Source organism: Chitinivorax sp. PXF-14 (genome assembly GCF_040812015.1).
In the GTDB taxonomy this organism is placed as follows: Bacteria; Pseudomonadota; Gammaproteobacteria; order Burkholderiales; family SCOH01; genus JBFNXJ01.
This window is the reverse complement of the sequence record NZ_JBFNXJ010000002.1, coordinates 37,465-55,446: the sequence shown is the minus strand read 5'-3', so window position 1 is coordinate 55,446 and position 17,982 is coordinate 37,465. Positions and strand designations below refer to the sequence as shown.

General features: G+C 61.7%; 23 protein-coding genes. 9 read left to right on the top strand and 14 right to left on the bottom strand.

The genetic code is table 11. From position 1 onward, the window contains the following. Nucleotides 1–2 precede the first annotated feature (2 nt). From ABWL39_RS02985 to ABWL39_RS02975, 3 genes are read left to right on the top strand one after another with little or no spacing between them, the layout of a single operon-like run. Nucleotides 3–218, top strand: coding sequence for a hypothetical protein (locus tag ABWL39_RS02985; RefSeq protein WP_367787023.1), 216 nt, complete (start codon nt 3–5; stop codon nt 216–218). Beyond that, nucleotides 219–713 carry a dihydrofolate reductase gene (locus tag ABWL39_RS02980; protein ID WP_367787022.1) on the top strand — a complete coding sequence of 165 codons (495 nt, stop codon included), beginning with the start codon at nt 219–221 and terminating at the stop codon, nt 711–713. A gap of 22 nt (nt 714–735) precedes the next feature. Next, nucleotides 736–2,340 carry a diguanylate cyclase gene (locus ABWL39_RS02975; protein WP_367787597.1) on the top strand — a complete coding sequence of 535 codons (1,605 nt, stop codon included), beginning with the start codon at nt 736–738 and terminating at the stop codon, nt 2,338–2,340. Here the strand turns inward: ABWL39_RS02975 and ABWL39_RS02970 are convergent. The 6 genes from ABWL39_RS02970 to gloB all read right to left on the bottom strand — a co-directional run bounded on the left by ABWL39_RS02970 (nt 2,337) and on the right by gloB (nt 7,493). Next, nucleotides 2,337–3,536 (bottom strand): FimV family protein, encoded by a 1,200-nt coding sequence (locus ABWL39_RS02970; protein WP_367787021.1) that lies wholly within the window; start codon nt 3,534–3,536, stop codon nt 2,337–2,339. The two genes, ABWL39_RS02975 and ABWL39_RS02970, sit on opposite strands and share 4 nt — an antisense overlap. Before the next feature lie 94 nt (nt 3,537–3,630). Then, a complete protein-coding gene (locus tag ABWL39_RS02965; protein ID WP_367787019.1) occupies nt 3,631–4,026 on the bottom strand; it encodes a YchJ family protein in 396 nt (131 codons plus the stop codon). A 2-nt stretch (nt 4,027–4,028) separates the two neighbouring features. Beyond that, on the bottom strand, nt 4,029–4,376 hold the full coding sequence (locus ABWL39_RS02960; RefSeq protein WP_367787017.1) for a translation initiation factor Sui1: 348 nt from the start codon (nt 4,374–4,376) through the stop codon (nt 4,029–4,031). Nucleotides 4,377–4,391: 15 nt separating this feature from the next. After that, the gene (locus tag ABWL39_RS02955; protein ID WP_367787015.1) at nt 4,392–4,580 is read right to left on the bottom strand and encodes an oxidoreductase-like domain-containing protein; all 189 of its coding nucleotides are present in this window, start codon (nt 4,578–4,580) and stop codon (nt 4,392–4,394) included. Between the two features lie 301 nt (nt 4,581–4,881). Then, a complete protein-coding gene (locus ABWL39_RS02950) occupies nt 4,882–6,528 on the bottom strand; it encodes a LysM peptidoglycan-binding domain-containing protein (protein ID WP_367787013.1) in 1,647 nt (548 codons plus the stop codon). Between the two features lie 197 nt (nt 6,529–6,725). After that, a complete protein-coding gene (gene gloB / locus ABWL39_RS02945) occupies nt 6,726–7,493 on the bottom strand; it encodes a hydroxyacylglutathione hydrolase (protein ID WP_367787011.1) in 768 nt (255 codons plus the stop codon). 42 nt (nt 7,494–7,535) lie between these two features. On the opposite strand from gloB, the gene ABWL39_RS02940 reads away from it, so the two are divergent. Genes ABWL39_RS02940 through ispF form a run of 5 tightly spaced genes read left to right on the top strand, consistent with a single transcriptional unit; the run spans nt 7,536 to nt 10,625 of the window. Further along, a complete protein-coding gene (locus ABWL39_RS02940) occupies nt 7,536–8,279 on the top strand; it encodes a methyltransferase domain-containing protein (RefSeq protein WP_367787009.1) in 744 nt (247 codons plus the stop codon). Further along, nucleotides 8,276–8,719 (top strand): ribonuclease HI, encoded by a 444-nt coding sequence (rnhA, locus tag ABWL39_RS02935; protein ID WP_367787008.1) that lies wholly within the window; start codon nt 8,276–8,278, stop codon nt 8,717–8,719. The genes ABWL39_RS02940 and rnhA overlap by 4 nt, the downstream gene beginning before the upstream one ends. Before the next feature lie 7 nt (nt 8,720–8,726). Further along, a complete protein-coding gene (gene dnaQ, locus ABWL39_RS02930; protein WP_367787006.1) occupies nt 8,727–9,458 on the top strand; it encodes a DNA polymerase III subunit epsilon in 732 nt (243 codons plus the stop codon). After that, entirely contained in the window at nt 9,448–10,149 is a 702-nt protein-coding gene (gene ispD, locus ABWL39_RS02925; RefSeq protein WP_367787004.1) for a 2-C-methyl-D-erythritol 4-phosphate cytidylyltransferase, read from the top strand. The genes dnaQ and ispD overlap by 11 nt, the downstream gene beginning before the upstream one ends. Then, on the top strand, nt 10,149–10,625 hold the full coding sequence (ispF, locus tag ABWL39_RS02920; protein WP_367787593.1) for a 2-C-methyl-D-erythritol 2,4-cyclodiphosphate synthase: 477 nt from the start codon (nt 10,149–10,151) through the stop codon (nt 10,623–10,625). The genes ispD and ispF overlap by 1 nt, the downstream gene beginning before the upstream one ends. Nucleotides 10,626–10,643: 18 nt before the next feature. Here the strand turns inward: ispF and ABWL39_RS02915 are convergent, their stop codons facing one another. Further along, complete coding sequence (locus ABWL39_RS02915; RefSeq protein ID WP_367787591.1) at nt 10,644–11,318, bottom strand: sulfite exporter TauE/SafE family protein; 675 nt, start codon at nt 11,316–11,318, stop codon at nt 10,644–10,646. Between the two features lie 111 nt (nt 11,319–11,429). Further along, nucleotides 11,430–12,851: an oxygen-independent coproporphyrinogen III oxidase gene (gene hemN / locus ABWL39_RS02910; RefSeq protein WP_367787002.1), complete on the bottom strand. Its 1,422-nt coding sequence runs from the start codon at nt 12,849–12,851 to the stop codon at nt 11,430–11,432. Nucleotides 12,852–12,964: 113 nt separating this feature from the next. Between hemN and fnr the strand changes: the two genes are divergently transcribed. Next, nucleotides 12,965–13,717 (top strand): fumarate/nitrate reduction transcriptional regulator Fnr, encoded by a 753-nt coding sequence (gene fnr, locus ABWL39_RS02905; RefSeq protein ID WP_367787001.1) that lies wholly within the window; start codon nt 12,965–12,967, stop codon nt 13,715–13,717. Nucleotides 13,718–13,782: 65 nt separating this feature from the next. Here the strand turns inward: fnr and ABWL39_RS02900 are convergent, their stop codons facing one another. From ABWL39_RS02900 to ccoO, 6 genes are all read right to left on the bottom strand, one after another. Beyond that, nucleotides 13,783–14,058 (bottom strand): hypothetical protein, encoded by a 276-nt coding sequence (locus tag ABWL39_RS02900; protein WP_367786999.1) that lies wholly within the window; start codon nt 14,056–14,058, stop codon nt 13,783–13,785. 55 nt (nt 14,059–14,113) lie between these two features. Next, on the bottom strand, nt 14,114–14,629 hold the full coding sequence (locus ABWL39_RS02895; RefSeq protein ID WP_367786997.1) for a FixH family protein: 516 nt from the start codon (nt 14,627–14,629) through the stop codon (nt 14,114–14,116). A gap of 46 nt (nt 14,630–14,675) precedes the next feature. After that, the gene (gene ccoG / locus ABWL39_RS02890) at nt 14,676–16,112 is read right to left on the bottom strand and encodes a cytochrome c oxidase accessory protein CcoG (protein WP_367786995.1); all 1,437 of its coding nucleotides are present in this window, start codon (nt 16,110–16,112) and stop codon (nt 14,676–14,678) included. Between the two features lie 129 nt (nt 16,113–16,241). Then, entirely contained in the window at nt 16,242–17,159 is a 918-nt protein-coding gene (ccoP, locus tag ABWL39_RS02885) for a cytochrome-c oxidase, cbb3-type subunit III (protein ID WP_367786993.1), read from the bottom strand. 27 nt (nt 17,160–17,186) lie between these two features. After that, nucleotides 17,187–17,354, bottom strand: coding sequence for a cbb3-type cytochrome oxidase subunit 3 (locus tag ABWL39_RS02880; RefSeq protein WP_367786991.1), 168 nt, complete (start codon nt 17,352–17,354; stop codon nt 17,187–17,189). Nucleotides 17,355–17,360: 6 nt separating this feature from the next. Continuing rightward, the gene (gene ccoO, locus ABWL39_RS02875) at nt 17,361–17,975 is read right to left on the bottom strand and encodes a cytochrome-c oxidase, cbb3-type subunit II (RefSeq protein ID WP_367786989.1); all 615 of its coding nucleotides are present in this window, start codon (nt 17,973–17,975) and stop codon (nt 17,361–17,363) included. Nucleotides 17,976–17,982: the final 7 nt, after the last annotated feature.

The window sequence follows — 17,982 nt, the reverse complement described above, 5'->3', positions numbered from 1 at the left end:
CCATGAGCAAGTTCGATGGTATCGTGTGGCGCTCGGCGACGGGCGAGGTGATCGCCTGCGTCGAGAAGATCAAGGTCATGCGCGAGAATCTCGAAGAGCTGCAGCAGGCCGCTCAGGATGCGCTCGAAGACGCGCTGCTGATGGGCTGCGACGAACGACAGGTAAAGGATGTGTTGCACCGCCTGGTCGATGAACTCACCAACCCCTATAACGACTGAATGAGCCCGACCCTTTCCCTGATCGCCGCCATGGCGCGTAACCGCGTGATCGGCATCGACAACCGCTTGCCCTGGCATCTGCCGGAGGATCTCAAGCACTTCAAGGCACTCACGCTCGGCCACCCGATCCTGATGGGGCGCAAGACCTTCGAATCGATCGGCCGCCCGCTGCCAGGCCGCACCTCGATCGTCATCAGCCGCAATTCACAGTGGCGGGCCGACGGCTGCCTCGTTGCCGGCTCGATCGCCCAGGGGCTTGAGCTGGCACCGGCCGCCGACGAGGTCTTCGTCATCGGCGGCGCGGAGCTCTACAGCCAGGCCATGGGGCTGGCCCAGCGGCTCTATCTGACCGAGATCGACGCGGATGTCGCGGGCGACGCCTACTTCCCCGCGCTCGACATGACGCAGTGGCAGGAGGCCGAGCGCGTCGTGCATGCCGACGACGGCCGTGGCTTCGGTTACGCCTTTGTACGCTACGACAGACGCGGCGCCTGAGCCGCCACCAGGAGCCGCGGTGATGGATTCCCTCGCGCCACTCGCCGCCTACCTGGAAACCCACCGGGAACCTGCCTTCCTGCAGGATGCCTCGGGCTGCCTGCTGGCCGTGAACGAAGCGTTCTGCCGTTTCACCCTGACGCCGCGCGCCAAGCTCATCGGCCGGCGCGCTGGCGGCGACGCGATGCCGTTACCCGCCTGGGCCGACGGGCGAGCCGTGTTCGTGACTGGCGAGGAGCAGGAGGTGGTGGACCATTTCCGCCTGCCCGATGGCCGCGCGCAGTCGCTGGTGACGCAGAAGCACCTGATCACCCTGCCCGATGGCAAACGCATCCTGGCCGGCAGGATCACGCCCACGGCCGAAATCGTCAGTGACGAGCAGGACGAACGGCTGTTTCGCGTCATCGCCGAGGCAACGCCATTCCCGCTGCTGCTCGTCAGCGCCGCGGACCTCGTCATCGTGGCCGTCAACCAGCGGGCAGCCGAGTATTTTGGCCAGACCGCCGTGGAGCTGATTGGACAATCATTCGAGAGCCGTTTCGTGATGGCGCAGGTGTGCCGGCAACTGCTGCTGATGCTGAAGACCCAGGGGGCGGTGCGCGACGAGGAATGTGGGATTCGCGGCCGCAATGGCCAGACCTGCTGGGTGCAGCTCGCAGGGCGGAAAACCAGCCACGGCGACGGCAGCCTGCTGCTGTTCGCACTGCACGACATCACCGAGCGCAAGCGTGCCGACGCCGCCTTACGTGACAGCGAGGCCAGGCTCAGGGCGATACTCGATACCACCTCGGAAGGCTTCGTTCAGTACGACCTGGTCAACGGCCTTATCGTCGACGTCAACGAAGCCATGTGCAGGCTCACCGGCTACCCGCGTGAAGCGCTGCTGGGGCGCCCACCGGCCGATTTCGTCGATGAGCCGAGCCGGCAGACCCTGTCCGAACAACTGGCTCTGGCCGGGCGCGAGCATCACCGCCAGTTCGAGCTGACGCTGTACACCCGCGAGGGCGAGGCACGCGTACTGCTGGTGAATGCCTCCACCCGGTTCGATGCCGAGCAGCACCCGGTATTTAGCTTCTGCCTGATCACCGACATCACCGAGCGCAAGCTCAACGAAGAGCGCGTGCTGTATCTCGCCTTCTATGACACGCTGACGGCGCTACCCAACCGCTTCCTGTTTCAGGAACGCATCGATCAGGCGCTGCTGCAGCAAAAACGCCAGGGCGGGCTCGTGGCGCTGATGTTCGTCGACCTCGACGACTTCAAGCTGGTCAACGATACCTTGGGGCACGACTGCGGCGATCAACTGCTGCGAGAGGTGGCGCGCCGGCTCAACGCCTGTGTGCGCCGCAGTGACACGGTGGCACGGCTGGGCGGTGACGAATTCGTACTGTTGCTGCCAAACCTGAAGGCGCGCGAGGATGCGATTCTGGTAGCGCGCAAGGTCGTGACCTCTCTGACCGTGCCCGTCCTGATAGAGGACCAGTTGCTGACGGTATCGCTGAGCCTGGGCGTGGCGCTGTGTCCGGACGACGGAAACGACCCCGATCTCTTGCGCAAGAAGGCCGACATGGCCATGTATGCGGCCAAGCGGGCGGGCAAGAACCAGTTTCGCCTGGCCGGCGATTAAGTCGCGCGCCGCTTGCGCATCCAGGTGAGGCCCCCGGCTGTCAGCCCGGCGATTGCGACGCCGATGCCCAACGCGGCATAGGGGGACACCGGCGCATCCGGTTTCAGTGTGCTGGCCACCGGAATCTGCGGGGCTGGCCGTGGCGTAGCCGCCTTGGCCGGCGCGGCAGTGCCGGAAGCAGCCGCTGGCGCGGTGGATTGCCGCTTGAGCTCGATCTGCAGCGCGGCGACCTGTGCTTCCAGTTCACGAATCTTGTCGTTGAGCGCGAGCAATTGCGCGGTCTTGTCATCGTTCTCGTGCGTGGCCGACGGTTTGCCCGTACCGCCCAGGTCATCCTTGGTGCCGGCATCGGCGTCGTTCTTGGTGGCGGACAGCTTGACGCGATATTCGGTCTGGCTCGCGACGATTGGTGCCGTGCGGTGCTTCGGCGGGGGCGGCTCGGCTGGGCTCGACGGCCCAGCCTTGGCAGCTGGCGGGGCCGCGAATTTCTCGCGGGTTTCGAGCAGCTCCGGAATCACCAGCGCCTGGCCGATACGGATACGGTCCGGATTGCGGATGTTCGGGTTGGCATCGATGATGGCCTGCGCCAGCTGTTTCTGCCGGTTCTTGCTGCCGGGCTGGTAGCGACGCGAGATGCGCTGCAGGGTGTCTCCCTTGCGTACCGTCCAGGTGGTCTTTTCCCCTGTTTCTGCTGCTGGCTCGGCCGCCTTGGGCTTGGTCGCCAGCACCCTCACGACGGGCAGGAATACCTGGCTCGGCGGCACCGGCGCGGCCTCATCGCGTACCCGGTCTTGCGGTGCGGGATCGAGAAAGAAGGTGTATTCCCTGAGCGAATCCGCGTTTGCATCGCAGCGGAACTTGATCCGCACCAGCGCGACCGGCTCGGTGACCGGGTTGGGGGTGGCAATACGCAGCGTGCCTTGCTCGGGGCTGCCTTCGACGCTCAGCGTGGCATTGCTGATTACCGGGAAACCGTTTTCGCTCCCACCGCTGCGATCGAGTTCGAAGCAGCCAAACAACTCACGTTTGCCGCTCAGTTCAACATGGCTGAAGCTGATGCTTGCGTCGAACGGCTCTTGAAGATAGGAGCGGACCTGCAACGGGCCCAAGGTGGCGGTGGCCAATGCGGTCTGGCTCAACGCCAGCAGGGGAAGAACAGCCAGGGTGGCAATGGTGGGTCGCTCGTATCGGCGCATTATCTTGTCGTGGCCATTGATGTGCCGTGATTATAGCGGCATTGCGTGCGCTGTCAGCAGCCGCGCGCGATGGACGGCGCTTCCGCGGGCATGGTCAGTCGTGAAGTTGGCCGTCGACGTAGTACCAGCGGCCATCCTCGCGCACAAAACGGCTCAGCTCGTGCAGCTTGCCGGCACGTCCGCCGATCTTGTAGCGGGCGACGAACTCGACGCTTGCCTCGTCGCCGTGCTCGCTTGCCCGCAGGACTTGCAGGCCGATCCACTTGATACCGACGTGTTCGTTGGGGTCGAGCGCTTCCGGCCGGGTGGAGCGATGCCAGGTGTCGAGCAGGTATCGATCGTGTTGCAGGGCGTAGGCGCTATAGCGCGAACGCATCAGCGTCTCCGCACCGGGGGCAGCTTCCGCCCCTTGCAGATAGCGGCCGCAGCAGCGCTCGAACGATGCCGGCGGGCCGCAGGGGCAGGTCGGATGTGCCTTTGCCTTGGCCATGGCTAGCCCCCGGCGAGCTTGACGGTGAAGCCGCGCTTCTCGAGCTCGGCCTTGATCGTTTCACGGTGATCGCCCTGGATTTCCACTACGCGCTCCTTGAGCGCGCCGCCGGTGCCGCACTTGCGCTTGAGCTCGGTCGCCAGCTGCTTCAATGTGGCATCGTCGATGATGAAGCCGGTGGCGGTGGTCACCGTCTTACCGCCACGGCCACCGGTTTCCCGGCGAACGCGAATGACGCCATCACCGGCCGGCGGCGCGGCTTGCTTGCAGGTGCAGGCATTCGAGGGGTGACCGCAGCCAGGGCAGAGCCGGCCATGCTCGGTCGAATAGACTGCGCGTGAGTTGGACACGTCGGTGCTTCCTGTTCAGGATGGATCGGCCGTGCCGGCTTCGGCCCGGGCCTGTATCTGCTGCTGGTACTCGGCCAGCTGGCGGCGGTATTCGGTGAGTTCGGCGGTGTACATGTCGTGTACGCACACATCGCAACCACTGCCGCAGCAGTCGCTATCCAAAGGGGGCTCTGGTGGTTCTGGTGGAGTAGGGAGATCGGTCATGCCCCGATTTTACCGGATTCCGCCTCGCCTGCTCAAAGGCGACGCATTGCCGTGTTGGCTGCCTGGCTGGCGAAAACGGGCAAAAAAAGCCCCAGGCCAGTCCTAGACTAATTCCTGGGGTAGGGGAAAGCAAAATATATTCGAGTGATAACTCTAACTTAAACGTATTCTAGTTCATCGGCATATTGAAGTCAAAAAGATTAAGTTAGAACAAATTCCAAAAACGTAAAATATAGAATAATCTGCTTGATTATCAAATGATTACGTTTTTGCTTGAGGGGTGGGGTGGCGCCAGGCCATGTCAGCTATTGTCCGGCAGATACAAGGTTACCTTCAGGCCTGGGTTCAGGTGCTTGCCGAGCTTGTTCCAGCGCTGAATGTCGGCTGCGGCCACGTTGAACTTGCGGGCGATGCTGTATACCGTGTCGCCGCGCTGAACCACATAGCGTGTGGTTTTTGGTTGTGCGGCCTTGTGCACCGCCTGCTTGCCACTGCGAGCCTCGGCCAGCTTTGTCGGCTTGACCGTGTCGGGCTTGGCTACCACGAGCATCTGGCCCGGGGTGATGTGGCCCGCCCGCAACTTGTTCAGGTGGCTCAACTCGGCAACGGTTAGTTGATAGCGCTTGGCCACACTGAACGCGGTATCGCCGTGCTTGACCTTGTAAGTGCCTGGGTTGCTGTCGATGCGCTCCAGCTTGGCGTAGGTGGGCAGGGTGGGTACGGCTGGCTGCGGTGCCGCGACGTTTTGGGTGGCGTCTTCATCCGCCCCCGTGCTGGGGACCAGCAGCATTTCCCCACGAGCGACGCGCACGTGCCCGATGCTGTTGATTTCCCGCAGCCTGTCGACCGAGATGCCGAATTTCGCCGCAATCTGCTCGTAGCGCTCGCCCCGCGCGGTGCTATAGGGTTTCCAGCTCAGCAGCGGCTTATCGTAGCTGGCCAGATTCTCGTTGAATGCGTCAGCCTTGTCGGTGGGGATCAGCAGCTTGCGGCTTGGCTTGTAGGCGATGACTGGCTTGTTGAAGGCCGGATTCAGGTGCACGAATTCGTCCACCGGGATTTCCGCCAGCTTCGCCGCCACCTTGGTATCCATGTGGACCGGTGCGCTGACGACGGTGAAATACGGCCGGTTCGGAATCGAGCGTACGTTGATACCGTAGGCCTTGGGGTTGGCAAAGATGTTGCGGACTGCCAGCAGTTTGGGCACATAGTTCTGCGTTTCGGCCGGCATGCGGATATCGAGGTAGTCCTCGGGCAGGCCGCTGGCCCGGTTCTTGGCCAGTGCCCGCGAGACGGCGCCTTCTCCCCAGTTGTAGGCCGCCAGCGCCAGATGCCAGTCGCCGAACAGGCCGTACAGATACTGCAGATAGTCGAGCGCTGCGTCGGTAGCGGCCAGCACGTCGCGCCGGCCGTCATACCACCAGGTCTGTTCGAGGCCGTAGTTCTTGCCGGTGGAAGGCACGAACTGCCAGATGCCGGCTGCATGGGCCGGCGAGTAGGCCTTGGGATTGAAGGCGCTTTCGATCATCGGCAGCAGCGCCAGGTCGACAGGCATGCCGCGGCGTTCGAGCTCGTTGACGATGTGATACAGGTAGCGCTGCGCGCGTTCGACCATGCGATACAGCGATTCCGGGCGGTTGGCGTAATACTGCTCATATTCGCGTACCTGGGGCGAATCGAGATTCGGAATGCTGAATCCCATGCGCATCCGCTCCCAGAGATCCACGTCAGCGAGCAGATTGGGGGTCAGCCGGTCCGGCTCAGCGGTGTTGTCGTCCGCGTCGGCTGCCGGCTCCACCTGTGCGGGGATGGCGGCTTCCTGCGATATGCCGGGCTGGGGCGCTGTTTGCGGGGAATCTGGCGGCGTGAAACGCGTTTCCGCCGCAAAGAGCGGGGCGGAAGCACCCAATCCGAAGACGGTAAGAACCAGGAACGGCAGTTTCTTCATTCGGTCGGCTGCTGTAAGGCGTGTCAAACGTGCAATTTTACCGGGGCCGACTCTGCGCTGTCAAAAAGCGTAATCAAATTAATGGGATGTGTGTGGGCCTGGCGATGAAAAAACGGGCTAAGTGACTCGTTGGAAAAAGAAAAGTGCCGGGATATATATTGTTGATGAAATATATAGCCGCGCTGCCTGGGCGCCGGTCAACCGCGGAACCCATCCTTCCAGGCGCGCAGTGTTGCAAATACGCTACAGGCGTCGGGTAGTGGGTGGCCGGCATGCTGCTCCGCTGCCTGTCTGACCGACTCGAGCGAGGCCCGCAGGAAGGGGTTGGTGCGATGTTCCAGCTCGATGCTGCTCGGCAGCGTGGCTTCGCCTTTGTCGCGGCGCGCGCTGTCCGCCGCGTGGCGCTGTTGCAGATCGAGATTGTCTGGCTCGACGGCCAGGGCGAAACGTTGGTTCGACAGCGTATATTCGTGGGTGCAATATACCTCGGTCGGCCCGGGGAGCGCGGCCAGGCGCGACAGCGAAACGTGCATCTGCTCCGGGCTGCCTTCGAACAGGCGGCCGCAACCGCAGGCAAACAGGGTATCGCCGCAGAACAGCCGGCCATCGCCATAGTAGGCGATATGGTCGAGCGTATGGCCCGGCACGGCCATGACCGACAGCTCACAAGCCAGGCCCGGGACCGCGATCCGCTCGCCGTCGGACAGTGGGTGCGTGATGCCCGGATAGGGGCTGCCCAGCGGTCCGAATACCGGCACGGGCCTGCACGACAACAGCTTGGCCACCCCACCGACGTGATCGGCATGATGGTGGGTCAGCAGGATCGCCGTCAGCGACAGCCCCTGATCTTCCAGGTGGTGCATGACTGGCTCGGCGTCGCCCGGGTCCACCACGACGGCATTCGGGCCGTCGCTCAAAAGCCAGATATAATTATCTTGAAACGCTGGGATGGGGATGATCTTCATCGTGTTTCGGCCTGAGGCTGTCATCGCAAAGAGGAAAGACTGATGCAGGATTGGAACGAGTGGTGGCAATCCGCCCTGGGTCAGTATGTCATAGAACGCGAGCAGGAGTACTTTGATCGCACGGTAGCCAATTTGTTCGGCTACCACGCGGTGCAGATCGGTATGTCACAGTTCGATTTCCTGCGCGCCAACCGGATGCCCCACCATTTCCATCTGGGGCGGGAGGTGGGCGCCGAGCTCTGCTGCGACCCGACCCAGGTGCCGCTGGAGACATCCAGCGTCGATCTGGTTGTCTTGCCCCATGTGCTCGATACCAGCGAGCACCCGCACCAGGTCTTGCGCGAAGCGGAGCGCGTGCTGGTGCCGGAAGGGCAGCTCGTGGTGGCAGGCTTCAACCCCTGGAGCCTGTGGGGCGCCAAGCGCTACTGGGCGCGGCGCAATGGTGCGCCATGGTCTGCCAACTTTGTCAGCCTGCCGCGCATCAAGGATTGGCTCGAACTGCTTGGTTTCGAGGCGCGGACCACGCAGTTGGCCGGCTATGCCCCGCCATTCTCGCAGCGACACTGGCTGGAGCGCTTCTGTTTCGTCGAAGAGGCCGGCCGGCGCTGGTGGCCGGTAGCAGGGGGGGTGTACTTCCTGCACGCGACGAAACGGGTGCGCGGCATGCGGCTGATCACGCCGGCGTGGCAGCAAATCCAGCTGCGTGCTAGGCTCGCGGCCCTCGCGGAAAAGAACGGAGTCGGCGCCGCTGCGCGCACCATCGAGCAGCGGTCGAAATCATCATGACAGACCAGATCACAGTCGATATCTATACCGATGGCGCTTGCAAGGGCAACCCGGGCCCAGGTGGCTGGGGGGCGCTGCTGCGCTATGGGGCGCAGGAGAAGGAGCTCTTTGGCGGCGAGCCGATGACCACCAATAACCGTATGGAGCTGCTTGCGGTGATCGAGGCGCTCAACGCGCTGAAACGGCCATGCACGGTCACGCTGTATACCGACTCGCAATATGTGCAGAAGGGCATCAGCGAGTGGATACACGGCTGGAAGAAAAAGGGCTGGAAGACCAGCCAGAACCAGCCGGTCAAGAATGCAGACTTATGGCAGCGCCTGGATCAGGCGCAAAGCCAGCACAAGATCGACTGGCGCTGGGTCAAGGGTCACGCCGGGCATGAATTCAACGAACGGGCCGACCAGCTCGCGAATCGCGGTGTAGAAGCAGCACGATAAGGGCATCATGAGACAAATCATCCTCGATACCGAAACCACCGGCCTGGATCCGCAACAGGGTCATCGCATCATCGAAATTGCCGGTGTGGAGATGATCAACCGCAAGCTATCTACGCCGGATCGCCACTACCATAGCTTCATGAACCCGGGCCGCGACAGCGATGAAGCCGCCCTGCAGGTGCACGGCCTGACGACCGAGTTTCTGTCGGACAAGCCCAAGTTCGCCGAGATTGCCCAGGATTTTCTCGAGTTCGTCCGCGGTGCCGAGCTGATCATTCACAACGCGGCATTTGACATCGGCTTTCTGAACGCCGAGCTGGGCAAGCTCGGGCTGGGCAAGATGCAGGACCATGTCGCCGGCGTCATCGATACGCTGGTCATGGCCAAGGAGATGTTTCCGGGCAAGCGCAACAACCTCGATGCGCTGTGCGATCGCTTCGAGATCGACCGCTCGGCGCGGACATTGCACGGCGCGTTGATCGACTGCGAACTGCTCTCCGATGTCTATCTCGCGATGACCCGCGGCCAGGAGAGCCTGGTGATGGACATCGTCGACAACACGCCGGCCCAGGCGCTGACCTTCAAGGCTGAACGCAGCCGGCCGCTGAGGGTGGTGCGTGCAAGCGAGGCAGAGCTGGCGGCGCACGATGCTTACCTGGGCGACCTCGACAAGGCCGTGAAGGGCACGTGCACCTGGCGTCAGCTCATCAGCACGACGGAGCCGGCCGATGCCAGCTGAGGTGCGCCGTGTGGCCTTGCTGCCGGCGGCAGGCAGCGGCTCGCGCATGGGCGGAAGCCTGCCCAAGCAATATCTCGATCTGGCTGGTGAGCCGATCATTATGCACACCGTGCGCCGCTTCATCGAGAATGCGGACATCGACTGCGTGGCGGTCGTATTGAGCGCCGACGACAGCTATTTCGATGCCCATGACTGGCGGTTTGCCGGCAGCCGCCTGCGTGTGCTGCGCTGTGGCGGCGACAGCAGGGCGGAATCGGTGCGCAATGGCTTGCGTGCGCTCGCCGGCGAATTTGACTGGCAGGATTGGGTGCTGGTGCATGACGCCGCCAGACCTTGCCTTGGCGCACGCCTATTGGTGGACATGATGATCGAGCTCGAAGACGACGAGGTGGGCGGCATCCTGGCGATACCGGTGGCCGACACCCTCAAGCGTACCACCGATGGTGCACATATTGCCGAGACGGTGCCGCGCGACATGCTGTGGCAGGCGCAAACGCCGCAGATGCTGCGTTTTGGCCTGCTGCACGAAGCGCTGGAGCGCGATTGCGGCCCAGGCATCACAGACGAGGCCTCCGCCCTCGAACGGTTGGGCTGGCAACCGCGCCTGGTCAAGGGCAGCCCACGCAACCTGAAAGTTACCTATTCCTCCGATCTGCCTTTGGCAGAGCTGATCTTGAAAAGCGAGCAATGATGAGAATTGGGCAAGGATTCGATGTTCACGCACTGGTCGAGGGGCGCCGCCTGATCATCGGTGGTGTCGACATCCCATACGAGAAGGGATTGCTTGGCCACTCCGACGCGGATGTGCTGCTGCACGCGATCACCGATGCACTGATCGGGGCGGCGGCGCTGGGTGATATCGGCAGGCATTTCCCTGATACCGACCCCCGCTTCAAGGGTGAGGACAGTCGTGTGCTGCTGCGGGAAACCTGGAAGCTGGTCCACGACAAGGGTTATCGCGTGGCCAATATCGACGCGACCATCATTGCACAGGCACCAAAAATGGCCCCGCATATTCCGCAGATGGTTGCCAATATTGCCGATGATCTGGGGCTCTTGCCCGACGAGGTCAACGTCAAGGCCAAGACGACCGAGCGGCTGGGGTTCACCGGGCGTGGCGAGGGCATCGCCGCGGAAGCCGTGTGCCTCTTGCAGAAGCACCAATAGACGACATCACGCCCAGGCTCAGATGCCCGCAAGCACGACGCGGGCTACGCCGACGAAGCCGAACCCCGCCACGGTCAGGCCGGCAATCTTGCGTACCAGCGGCTTGCGTGTGAAGGTAGACAGTTTTTGTGCGGTGACACCCATAGCTAGCAGGTTGGGCAGGGTGCCGGCACCGAAACACAGCATGATACCCGCCCCCTTGAGCGGGGCACCGCTGGCGAGGGCGGACACCAGCGCCGTATAGACCAGCCCGCATGGCAGCCAGCCCCAGAGCATGCCTACCAACCAGGCTTGGCCGAGCGAGCGCACGGGCAGCAGTTTGGTCAGCACAGGGTTGAGATGGCGCCAAAGCCGTTTGCCTGGGCGTTCCAGCCAGGAAATTGCATTCGACAGCCCGGCCAGATAGAGCCCGAGCCCGATCAGCAGCAGGCTTGCCAGCAGGTAAAGCACCAGGCTCACCGGCAGCAGGTGCTGGAATAGCCCGCTCGCGGACCCGGCCAGCCCCGCCAGCATGCCTGCCAGCGCGTAGCTGCTGAGCCGGGCCAGGTTATAGGCCAGCAGGAAAGGCCAGCGCGCGCGCCCCGGAGGCAGTTGCAGGCTCAGTGCGCTGACCAGGCCGCCGCACATGCCGATGCAGTGCACGCCACCAAGCAGACCCGCCAAGAACAGGGAAAGAAAGCTGACCTCTAACATCGCCACAGGATACCAGCCTGCCGAGGTCGCAGATACCTGCTATCGGCAATGCCAGCAAGATTTATGGGCACTATCGCCGTCGCAAACGTGCCCGCCTGTTTGTAACAGGGATCAGATTACCTTCGAGTAGCGCTGGCGTTCCTGATCGTGGCGCAGGTACTTGTCGAAGACCATGCAGATGGTGCGAATCAGCAGCCGCCCCTTGGGGGTGACCGTGAGCCAGCCATCGGCCAGCGTCAACAGGCCTTCGCGTTCATAGTCACGCAGCAGCTCGATCTCAGCGGTGAAGTAGCGATTGAAGTCGACGAGATAGGCGACTTCGAGCGATTCGATCGAAATCTCGAAATGACACATCAATGCCTGGATGATCGCCCGGCGCAGCAGATCGTCCGCGGTGAGCTCGATGCCGCGCATGATCGGCAACTCGTTACGGTCGAGGCAATCGTAGTACTCATCCAGTGTGCGGAAATTCTGGCTGTAGGTCGGGCCGATCTTGCCGATGGCCGAGATGCCCATGGCTACCAGATCGCAGTCGGCGTGGGTGGAGTAGCCCTGAAAATTGCGGTGCAGGCGGCCTTGCCGCTGCGCGATGGCCAGCTCGTCATCCGGCTTGGCGAAGTGATCCATGCCGATGTAGACGTAGCCTGCATCGGTAAGCTTGCCGATGGCGAGTTTCAGTATGTCGAGCTTGGATTGCGCCGTCGGCAATTCCACCACGTTGATACGCCGTTGCGGCTTGAACAGCTGGGGCAGGTGGGCATAGCTGTAGATCGACAGGCGATCGGGGGCGGCCGCGATGACCTTGTCGAGCGTCTGTGAGAACGATGCCAGGGTCTGCTTGGGCAGGCCGTAGATCAGGTCCATGCTGATCGATTTGAAGCCGTTGTCGCGTGCGGCTTGCATGACGCCGAGCGTTTCTTCCTCGGACTGCACGCGGTTGACGGCTACCTGTACATCGTGGTCGAAGTCCTGCACGCCGATGCTCATGCGGTTGAAGCCTTGCTTGCCGAGCAGGGCGACGGTTTCGTGATCCACCTTGCGCGGGTCGATCTCGATCGAATACTCGCCGTCGTCGATCAGCTGGAAATGCTCGCGCGTGGCCTGCATCAGTTCGGCGATCTGGTCGTGCGGCAGGAAGGTCGGCGTGCCGCCACCCCAGTGCAGTTGCTCGACACGCCGGTCGTTGCCGAGCAATTGCGCATGCATGGCCATTTCCTGAATCAGGTATTTCACATACTTGGCCGAGCGGGCTCGATCCTTGGTGATGACCTTGTTGCAAGCGCAGTAGTAGCAGATGGTGTTGCAGAATGGAATGTGGAAGTACAGTGACAACGGGCGCGAGATGGCGCCGATATTGCGATCCCTGAGCCAGCTGGTATAGGTCTGCGCGTTGAATGCCTCGACGAAACGGTCTGCCGTTGGGTATGAGGTATACCTCGGGCCATTACGATCGAGACGACGGATCAAGTCCAGATCGACCTCGACATGATCAAAATCCGAGACAGGGGCCAGCAGGGGGGAGGAAGTTTGCATATCGGCTATTCGCTTTACTGGTGCGGCCCATCATGCCAGCGCAAGCCCCGTGTTGGTTTGATTTGGGTCAAAATCCATGTCATAGTAGGCTGTTTGTAACTGCTTGGTGAATCATGTCTGGTGCCTCCGTCGTTCCGATCCGGGAAGTCTCCTTCAAGCAGTTGAAAGTTGCTTGTTCCTCGTGTTCGTTACGTGAGTTGTGCCTGCCGTTGGGTCTGTCGCATGACGAGATGAGCCAGCTGGAAAAGCTGATCAGCCTGGGTGTGAGGGTAAAGAAAGGCGAGCCGCTGTATCGTGCCGGCGAGCCGTTCCGCTCGCTATATGCGGTGCGCACGGGTTTCTTCAAGACCACGGTGCTGGCGGAAGACGGGCGCGAGCAGGTGACGGGTTTTCAGATGTCGGGCGAGCTGATCGGGCTCGATGCGATCAGCACCGAACGCCACACCTGCAATGCCGTTGCACTCGAAGACAGTGAAATCTGCGAGATTCCATTCAATCGCCTGGAGGAATTGTGCCGCCAGGTGCCTGTGCTTCAGCATCATCTGTATAAGGTAATGAGCCGCGAGATTGTGCGCGATCATGGCGTGATGATGCTGCTCGGCAATATGAAGGCAGAAGAGCGGTTGGCCGCCTTCCTGCTGAACCTGTCCCAGCGTTTTTCCATTCGGGGTTATTCTGCCACGGGTTTTTACCTGCGCATGACCCGCGAGGAGATTGGCAGCTTCCTTGGCCTCAAGCTCGAAACCGTGAGCCGGATTTTCTCGCGCTTCCAGGACGAGGGATTGCTCAAGGTCCAGAACAAGTATGTCGAGGTGCTCGATGTTGGCGGGCTTAAGGCCACGCTGAATGGCTGCGCCGGCAGCTAACGATTACCGGATCAAATCAAAAACGCCGACCAATGGTCGGCGTTTTTGATTGTTGACGCTACTCGTTAGGGCTGAGAGAGGCGCTTGTTGTGTGCGGGCTTGATCGGGCAGTAAAGATTCACCGAGTCCGCGTCTTTCTGGAAGAACAGGGTCAGCCAGCTGTCGCCGGCGGCAAACAGCCAGAAGACGAAGAAACCGAGGGAGTAGGTTGCCATGCGATATCGCGCCAGCGATGTGCCAAAGACGACCAGATCGGCTGGATCCACGAACGTGAAGAACAGCGAGGTCATGATCCCGGCGACCAGGAACGACGGCCACAAAATCGATATTGCCTTACGCATTGACTTCTCCTCTGGTGAATATCAACGACGGCAACCCCTTGAGCATCCAGCCAGCCTATTGATTTGCCGCCGCTTTTAGAATAATTGCTTTATCTTTGTCGGTATCCCACTTGCCTGTCAAGCGCCATTTCTGCTCCACCGCCTCGACGCTGATATACCAACGGCCATGGATGGCCTGTGGCAACTGTGCCTGGTAGAGGTTGCCGCCCAGGCTGGCGAGCGGCAGGGTCTGATCCAGCCCGGCTCGCGTCGGGTGCATCAGACGTAAGCCAAGCTGCCTTGGCCTCTGCAGTGCATCGTTGCCATCCAGAGTCAGGCGTAGCTCGCGATCGTTGTCGCCAAGCATGACGTGCGCACGTGCACCAAGCTTGCTCGCTGCCGTATCGCGGGCCAGATCGAGGTTGATTTCCTTGCCCTGCTTGTAATAGTCGTCCGTGACGAGGCCATCGTCGCTTTTGACCGCCAGCCAGGCTGTCAGGAAACCGGCGACGACGACGACGGCCGGACCCGCCATCAACAGCCAGGGGCCGTTGTAGCGATACCAGGGTTTATCTTGCTTCTTGCGATTCATGTATTTCTCGACAGTTGGCCGGTGGCTTGGTTCCGCCGGCCAGCCGTTAACGGGTGATGAAACTGGTCGTGTGTTCGATGGCGACCTTGGCGTCGTCCACCGCTTCGACCTTGAACGTGACCTGCTTGGTGCCGCGGCCGATATCGGCCGGATCGACCTGGATGTTGGCGGGTACGTTGAAGGCGCTGCCGGCCGGTACGCTGACGCGGGTGTCGGCAATCAGCTTCAGCCCGGTGAGCCCGGTAGCCGAAATCTGGTAGGTGTGTGCCTTCTCGTCGGTATTGATGATCTGCAGCTGGTAGAGGTTTTCCAGCAGCCCGTCATCCGTTTCCCGTACCAGCGTGGCGCGGTCGCGCGTGACATTGAGCTTGAGCGGTACGCGCAGGGCGAGTGTCGCGATCATGGCCGCCGAGATGACCGCCAGCAGCACCGTATAGACCATCACGCGGGGGCGCAACAGGCGACGCAGGAACTGGCTCTCCTCGTACTTGTGCTCCAGTGCGTTCTCCGTGGTGTAGCGGATCAGGCCGCGCTGGTAGCCCATCTTGTCCATCACCTGATCACAGGCGTCGATACAGGCTGCACAGCCGATGCACTCGTACTGTAGCCCTTCGCGGATGTCGATACCGGTCGGGCAGACCTGGACGCAGATGCTGCAGTTGATGCAGTCACCCATACCTTCGGCCTTGTGGTCGACCTTCTTGCCGCGCGAACCACGCGGCTCGCCGCGTTCCGTGTCATAGGAGATGACCAGCGTGTCGCGGTCGAACATCACGCTCTGGAAGCGCGCGTAGGGGCACATGTACTTGCACACCTGCTCGCGCATAAAGCCTGCGTTGCCATAGGTGGCGAAGCCATAGAAGCCGACCCAGAAGGCCTCCCATGGGCCCAGCGAGAACGAGATCAGCTCGTTCCACAGCGATTGGATCGGCGTGTAGAAACCGACGAAGGTGAAGCCGGTCCAGAACGACAGCAGCAGCCACAGGCCATGCTTGGTGGCCTTGAGCCTGAATTTGGTGAATGAGTTGGGCGCCGCGTCGAGCTTCATGCGTTTGTTGCGGTCACCTTCGACCCAGTTCTCGATCCACAGGAATATCTCGGTGTAGACCGTTTGCGGACAGGCGTAGCCGCACCAGAGCCGGCCGGCGATTGCCGTCCACCAGAACAGGCCGAACGCGCACAGCACCAGCAGGCCTGCCAGCAGGGCAAAATCCTGCGGCCAGAATACGTAGCCAAAGATGTAGAACTTGCGGTTGACCAGGTCGAACAACATCGCCTGGCGGCCATTCCATTGCAACCAAGGGACGCCGTAGAAGAACAGCTGGGTGATGACGACCATCGCGATACGCCAGTTGTTGAACAGGCCTGATATGTAACGCGGGTAGATTTTCTTGCGGACTTCGTAGAGATCCTGAACCTCGGCGGCTTCAGGGGTGTTTGATGCGATGACCTTGACGGGTATTTTCTTGAGACTGTCGCCCATTTTCAGTTTCCTGTTGCGAGCACCAGATGGGGGCGCGGGGCCGGGAGACCGCCTTGCGAGGCGGCTGGTACCGCCGTTCGCTGATGCGAACGGCGGTGAGGCAGGCCGGAGCCTGCACTTGAGGGGATATTACTTGGCAGCGTCAGCCTGGTTGGACAGGCCGTAAACGTAGGAAGCCAGTACATGGACCTTGGCATCGCCCAGGAATTCCTTCCAGTTGGGCATCACGCCGTTGCGGCCATTGGTGATGGTTTCGACGATGGTCTTTTCCGAACCGCCATAGAGCCAGGTCTTGTCGGTCAGGTTGGGGGCACCGACTGCCTGGTTGCCCTTGCCGTCAGCGCCGTGGCAGGCCGCGCAGATGGTGGTGAAGGTTTCCTTGCCGCGCAGCGCACGGTCTTCGTTGTGATCACGGCCGGACAGCGACAACACATAGTTGGCCACATCCTTCACGCCGTCTTCACCGAGTGCCGCGCCGAAGGCCGGCATGGCGCCCTTGCGGCCACCGCTGATGGTTTCGCCAATCTTCTCCGGGGCGCCGCCATACAGCCAGTCGCTATCGGTCAGGTTGGGGAAGCCCTTGTTGCCCTTCGCATCGGCGCCGTGGCACTGCATGCAGTAGGTCTGGAACAGGCGCTGGCCCATCTGCTTGGCCTCCGGGTCTGCTGCTACGGCCTTCACGTCCATCTTCAGGTACTTGTCGTAGATGGCGTTGTACTTGGCTTCAGCCTTGCTGCGCTCGGCTTCGTACTGGCCTTGCGAGGTCCACTTGTTCAGACCTTGCCAGGTGCCGAGGCCCGGGTAGAGCGCGAGGTAGACTACGCCGAACACCAGCGTGAGCACGAACAGGCCCATCCACCAGCGCGGCAGCGGGTTGTTGTACTCCTCGAGATCGCCATCCCAGACATGGCCCAGCGTCTCGACCTTCTCGCCAGGTGCCACGCGGGTGCTACGTTGCGACACCAGCAGGTAGGCAAGCCACACGATGCCGCCGACCACGATCGCCGTGATCCAGATACTCCAGAAACTGCTTACGAAATCACTCATTTGATTGCTCCGCTATTCGGCCGCCGATCAGGCGTCCTGCCTTTTGTCGGCCAGAGGTGCGTCGTCTTCCATGAAGGGGACATTGGCCGCCTCGTCGAGATCCTTCTTGCTGCGTGCCATGGCCCATACGACGATGCCCAGGAACACGATGAAAGAAACGACTGTGACAGCAACGCGCAGATCGGTGATCGTCATTACCTATTACCTCTTGTTTTTCAGCGCCAGGCCCAGACCTTGCAGGTAGGCGATCAGCGCGTCCATTTCAGTCTTGCCCTTGGCGGCGTCGACGGCACCCTTGATGTCGTCATCGGTGTAGGGTACGCCGAGCTTGCGCAGTGTCTGCATCTTGGCCGGCAGGCTGTCTGCATCGACCTGGTTGCGGGCAAGCCATGGGAAGGCAGGCATGTTCGATTCGGGCACGACGTCACGCGGATTGTTCAGGTGAGTGCGGTGCCATTCGTCCGAGTAACGGCCGCCGACGCGAGCCAGGTCCGGGCCAGTACGCTTCGAGCCCCACAGGAAGGGGTGGTCGTATACCGACTCGCCAGCCACCGAGTAGTGGCCATAGCGCTCGGTTTCTGCACGGAACGGACGCACCATCTGCGAGTGGCAGCCGACACAGCCTTCACGGATGTAGATGTCGCGGCCAGCCAGTTGCAGCGCCGGGTAGGGCTTGACGCCCTCGATCGGTTGCGTGGTCGACTTCTGGAAGAACAGTGGAACGATTTCCACCAGGCCGGCGAAGCTGACGACGATCAGGGTGAAGACGATCAGCGCGAACGTGTTTTCTTCAATCAGTTTTTGTACTTTTTCCATGATGCTT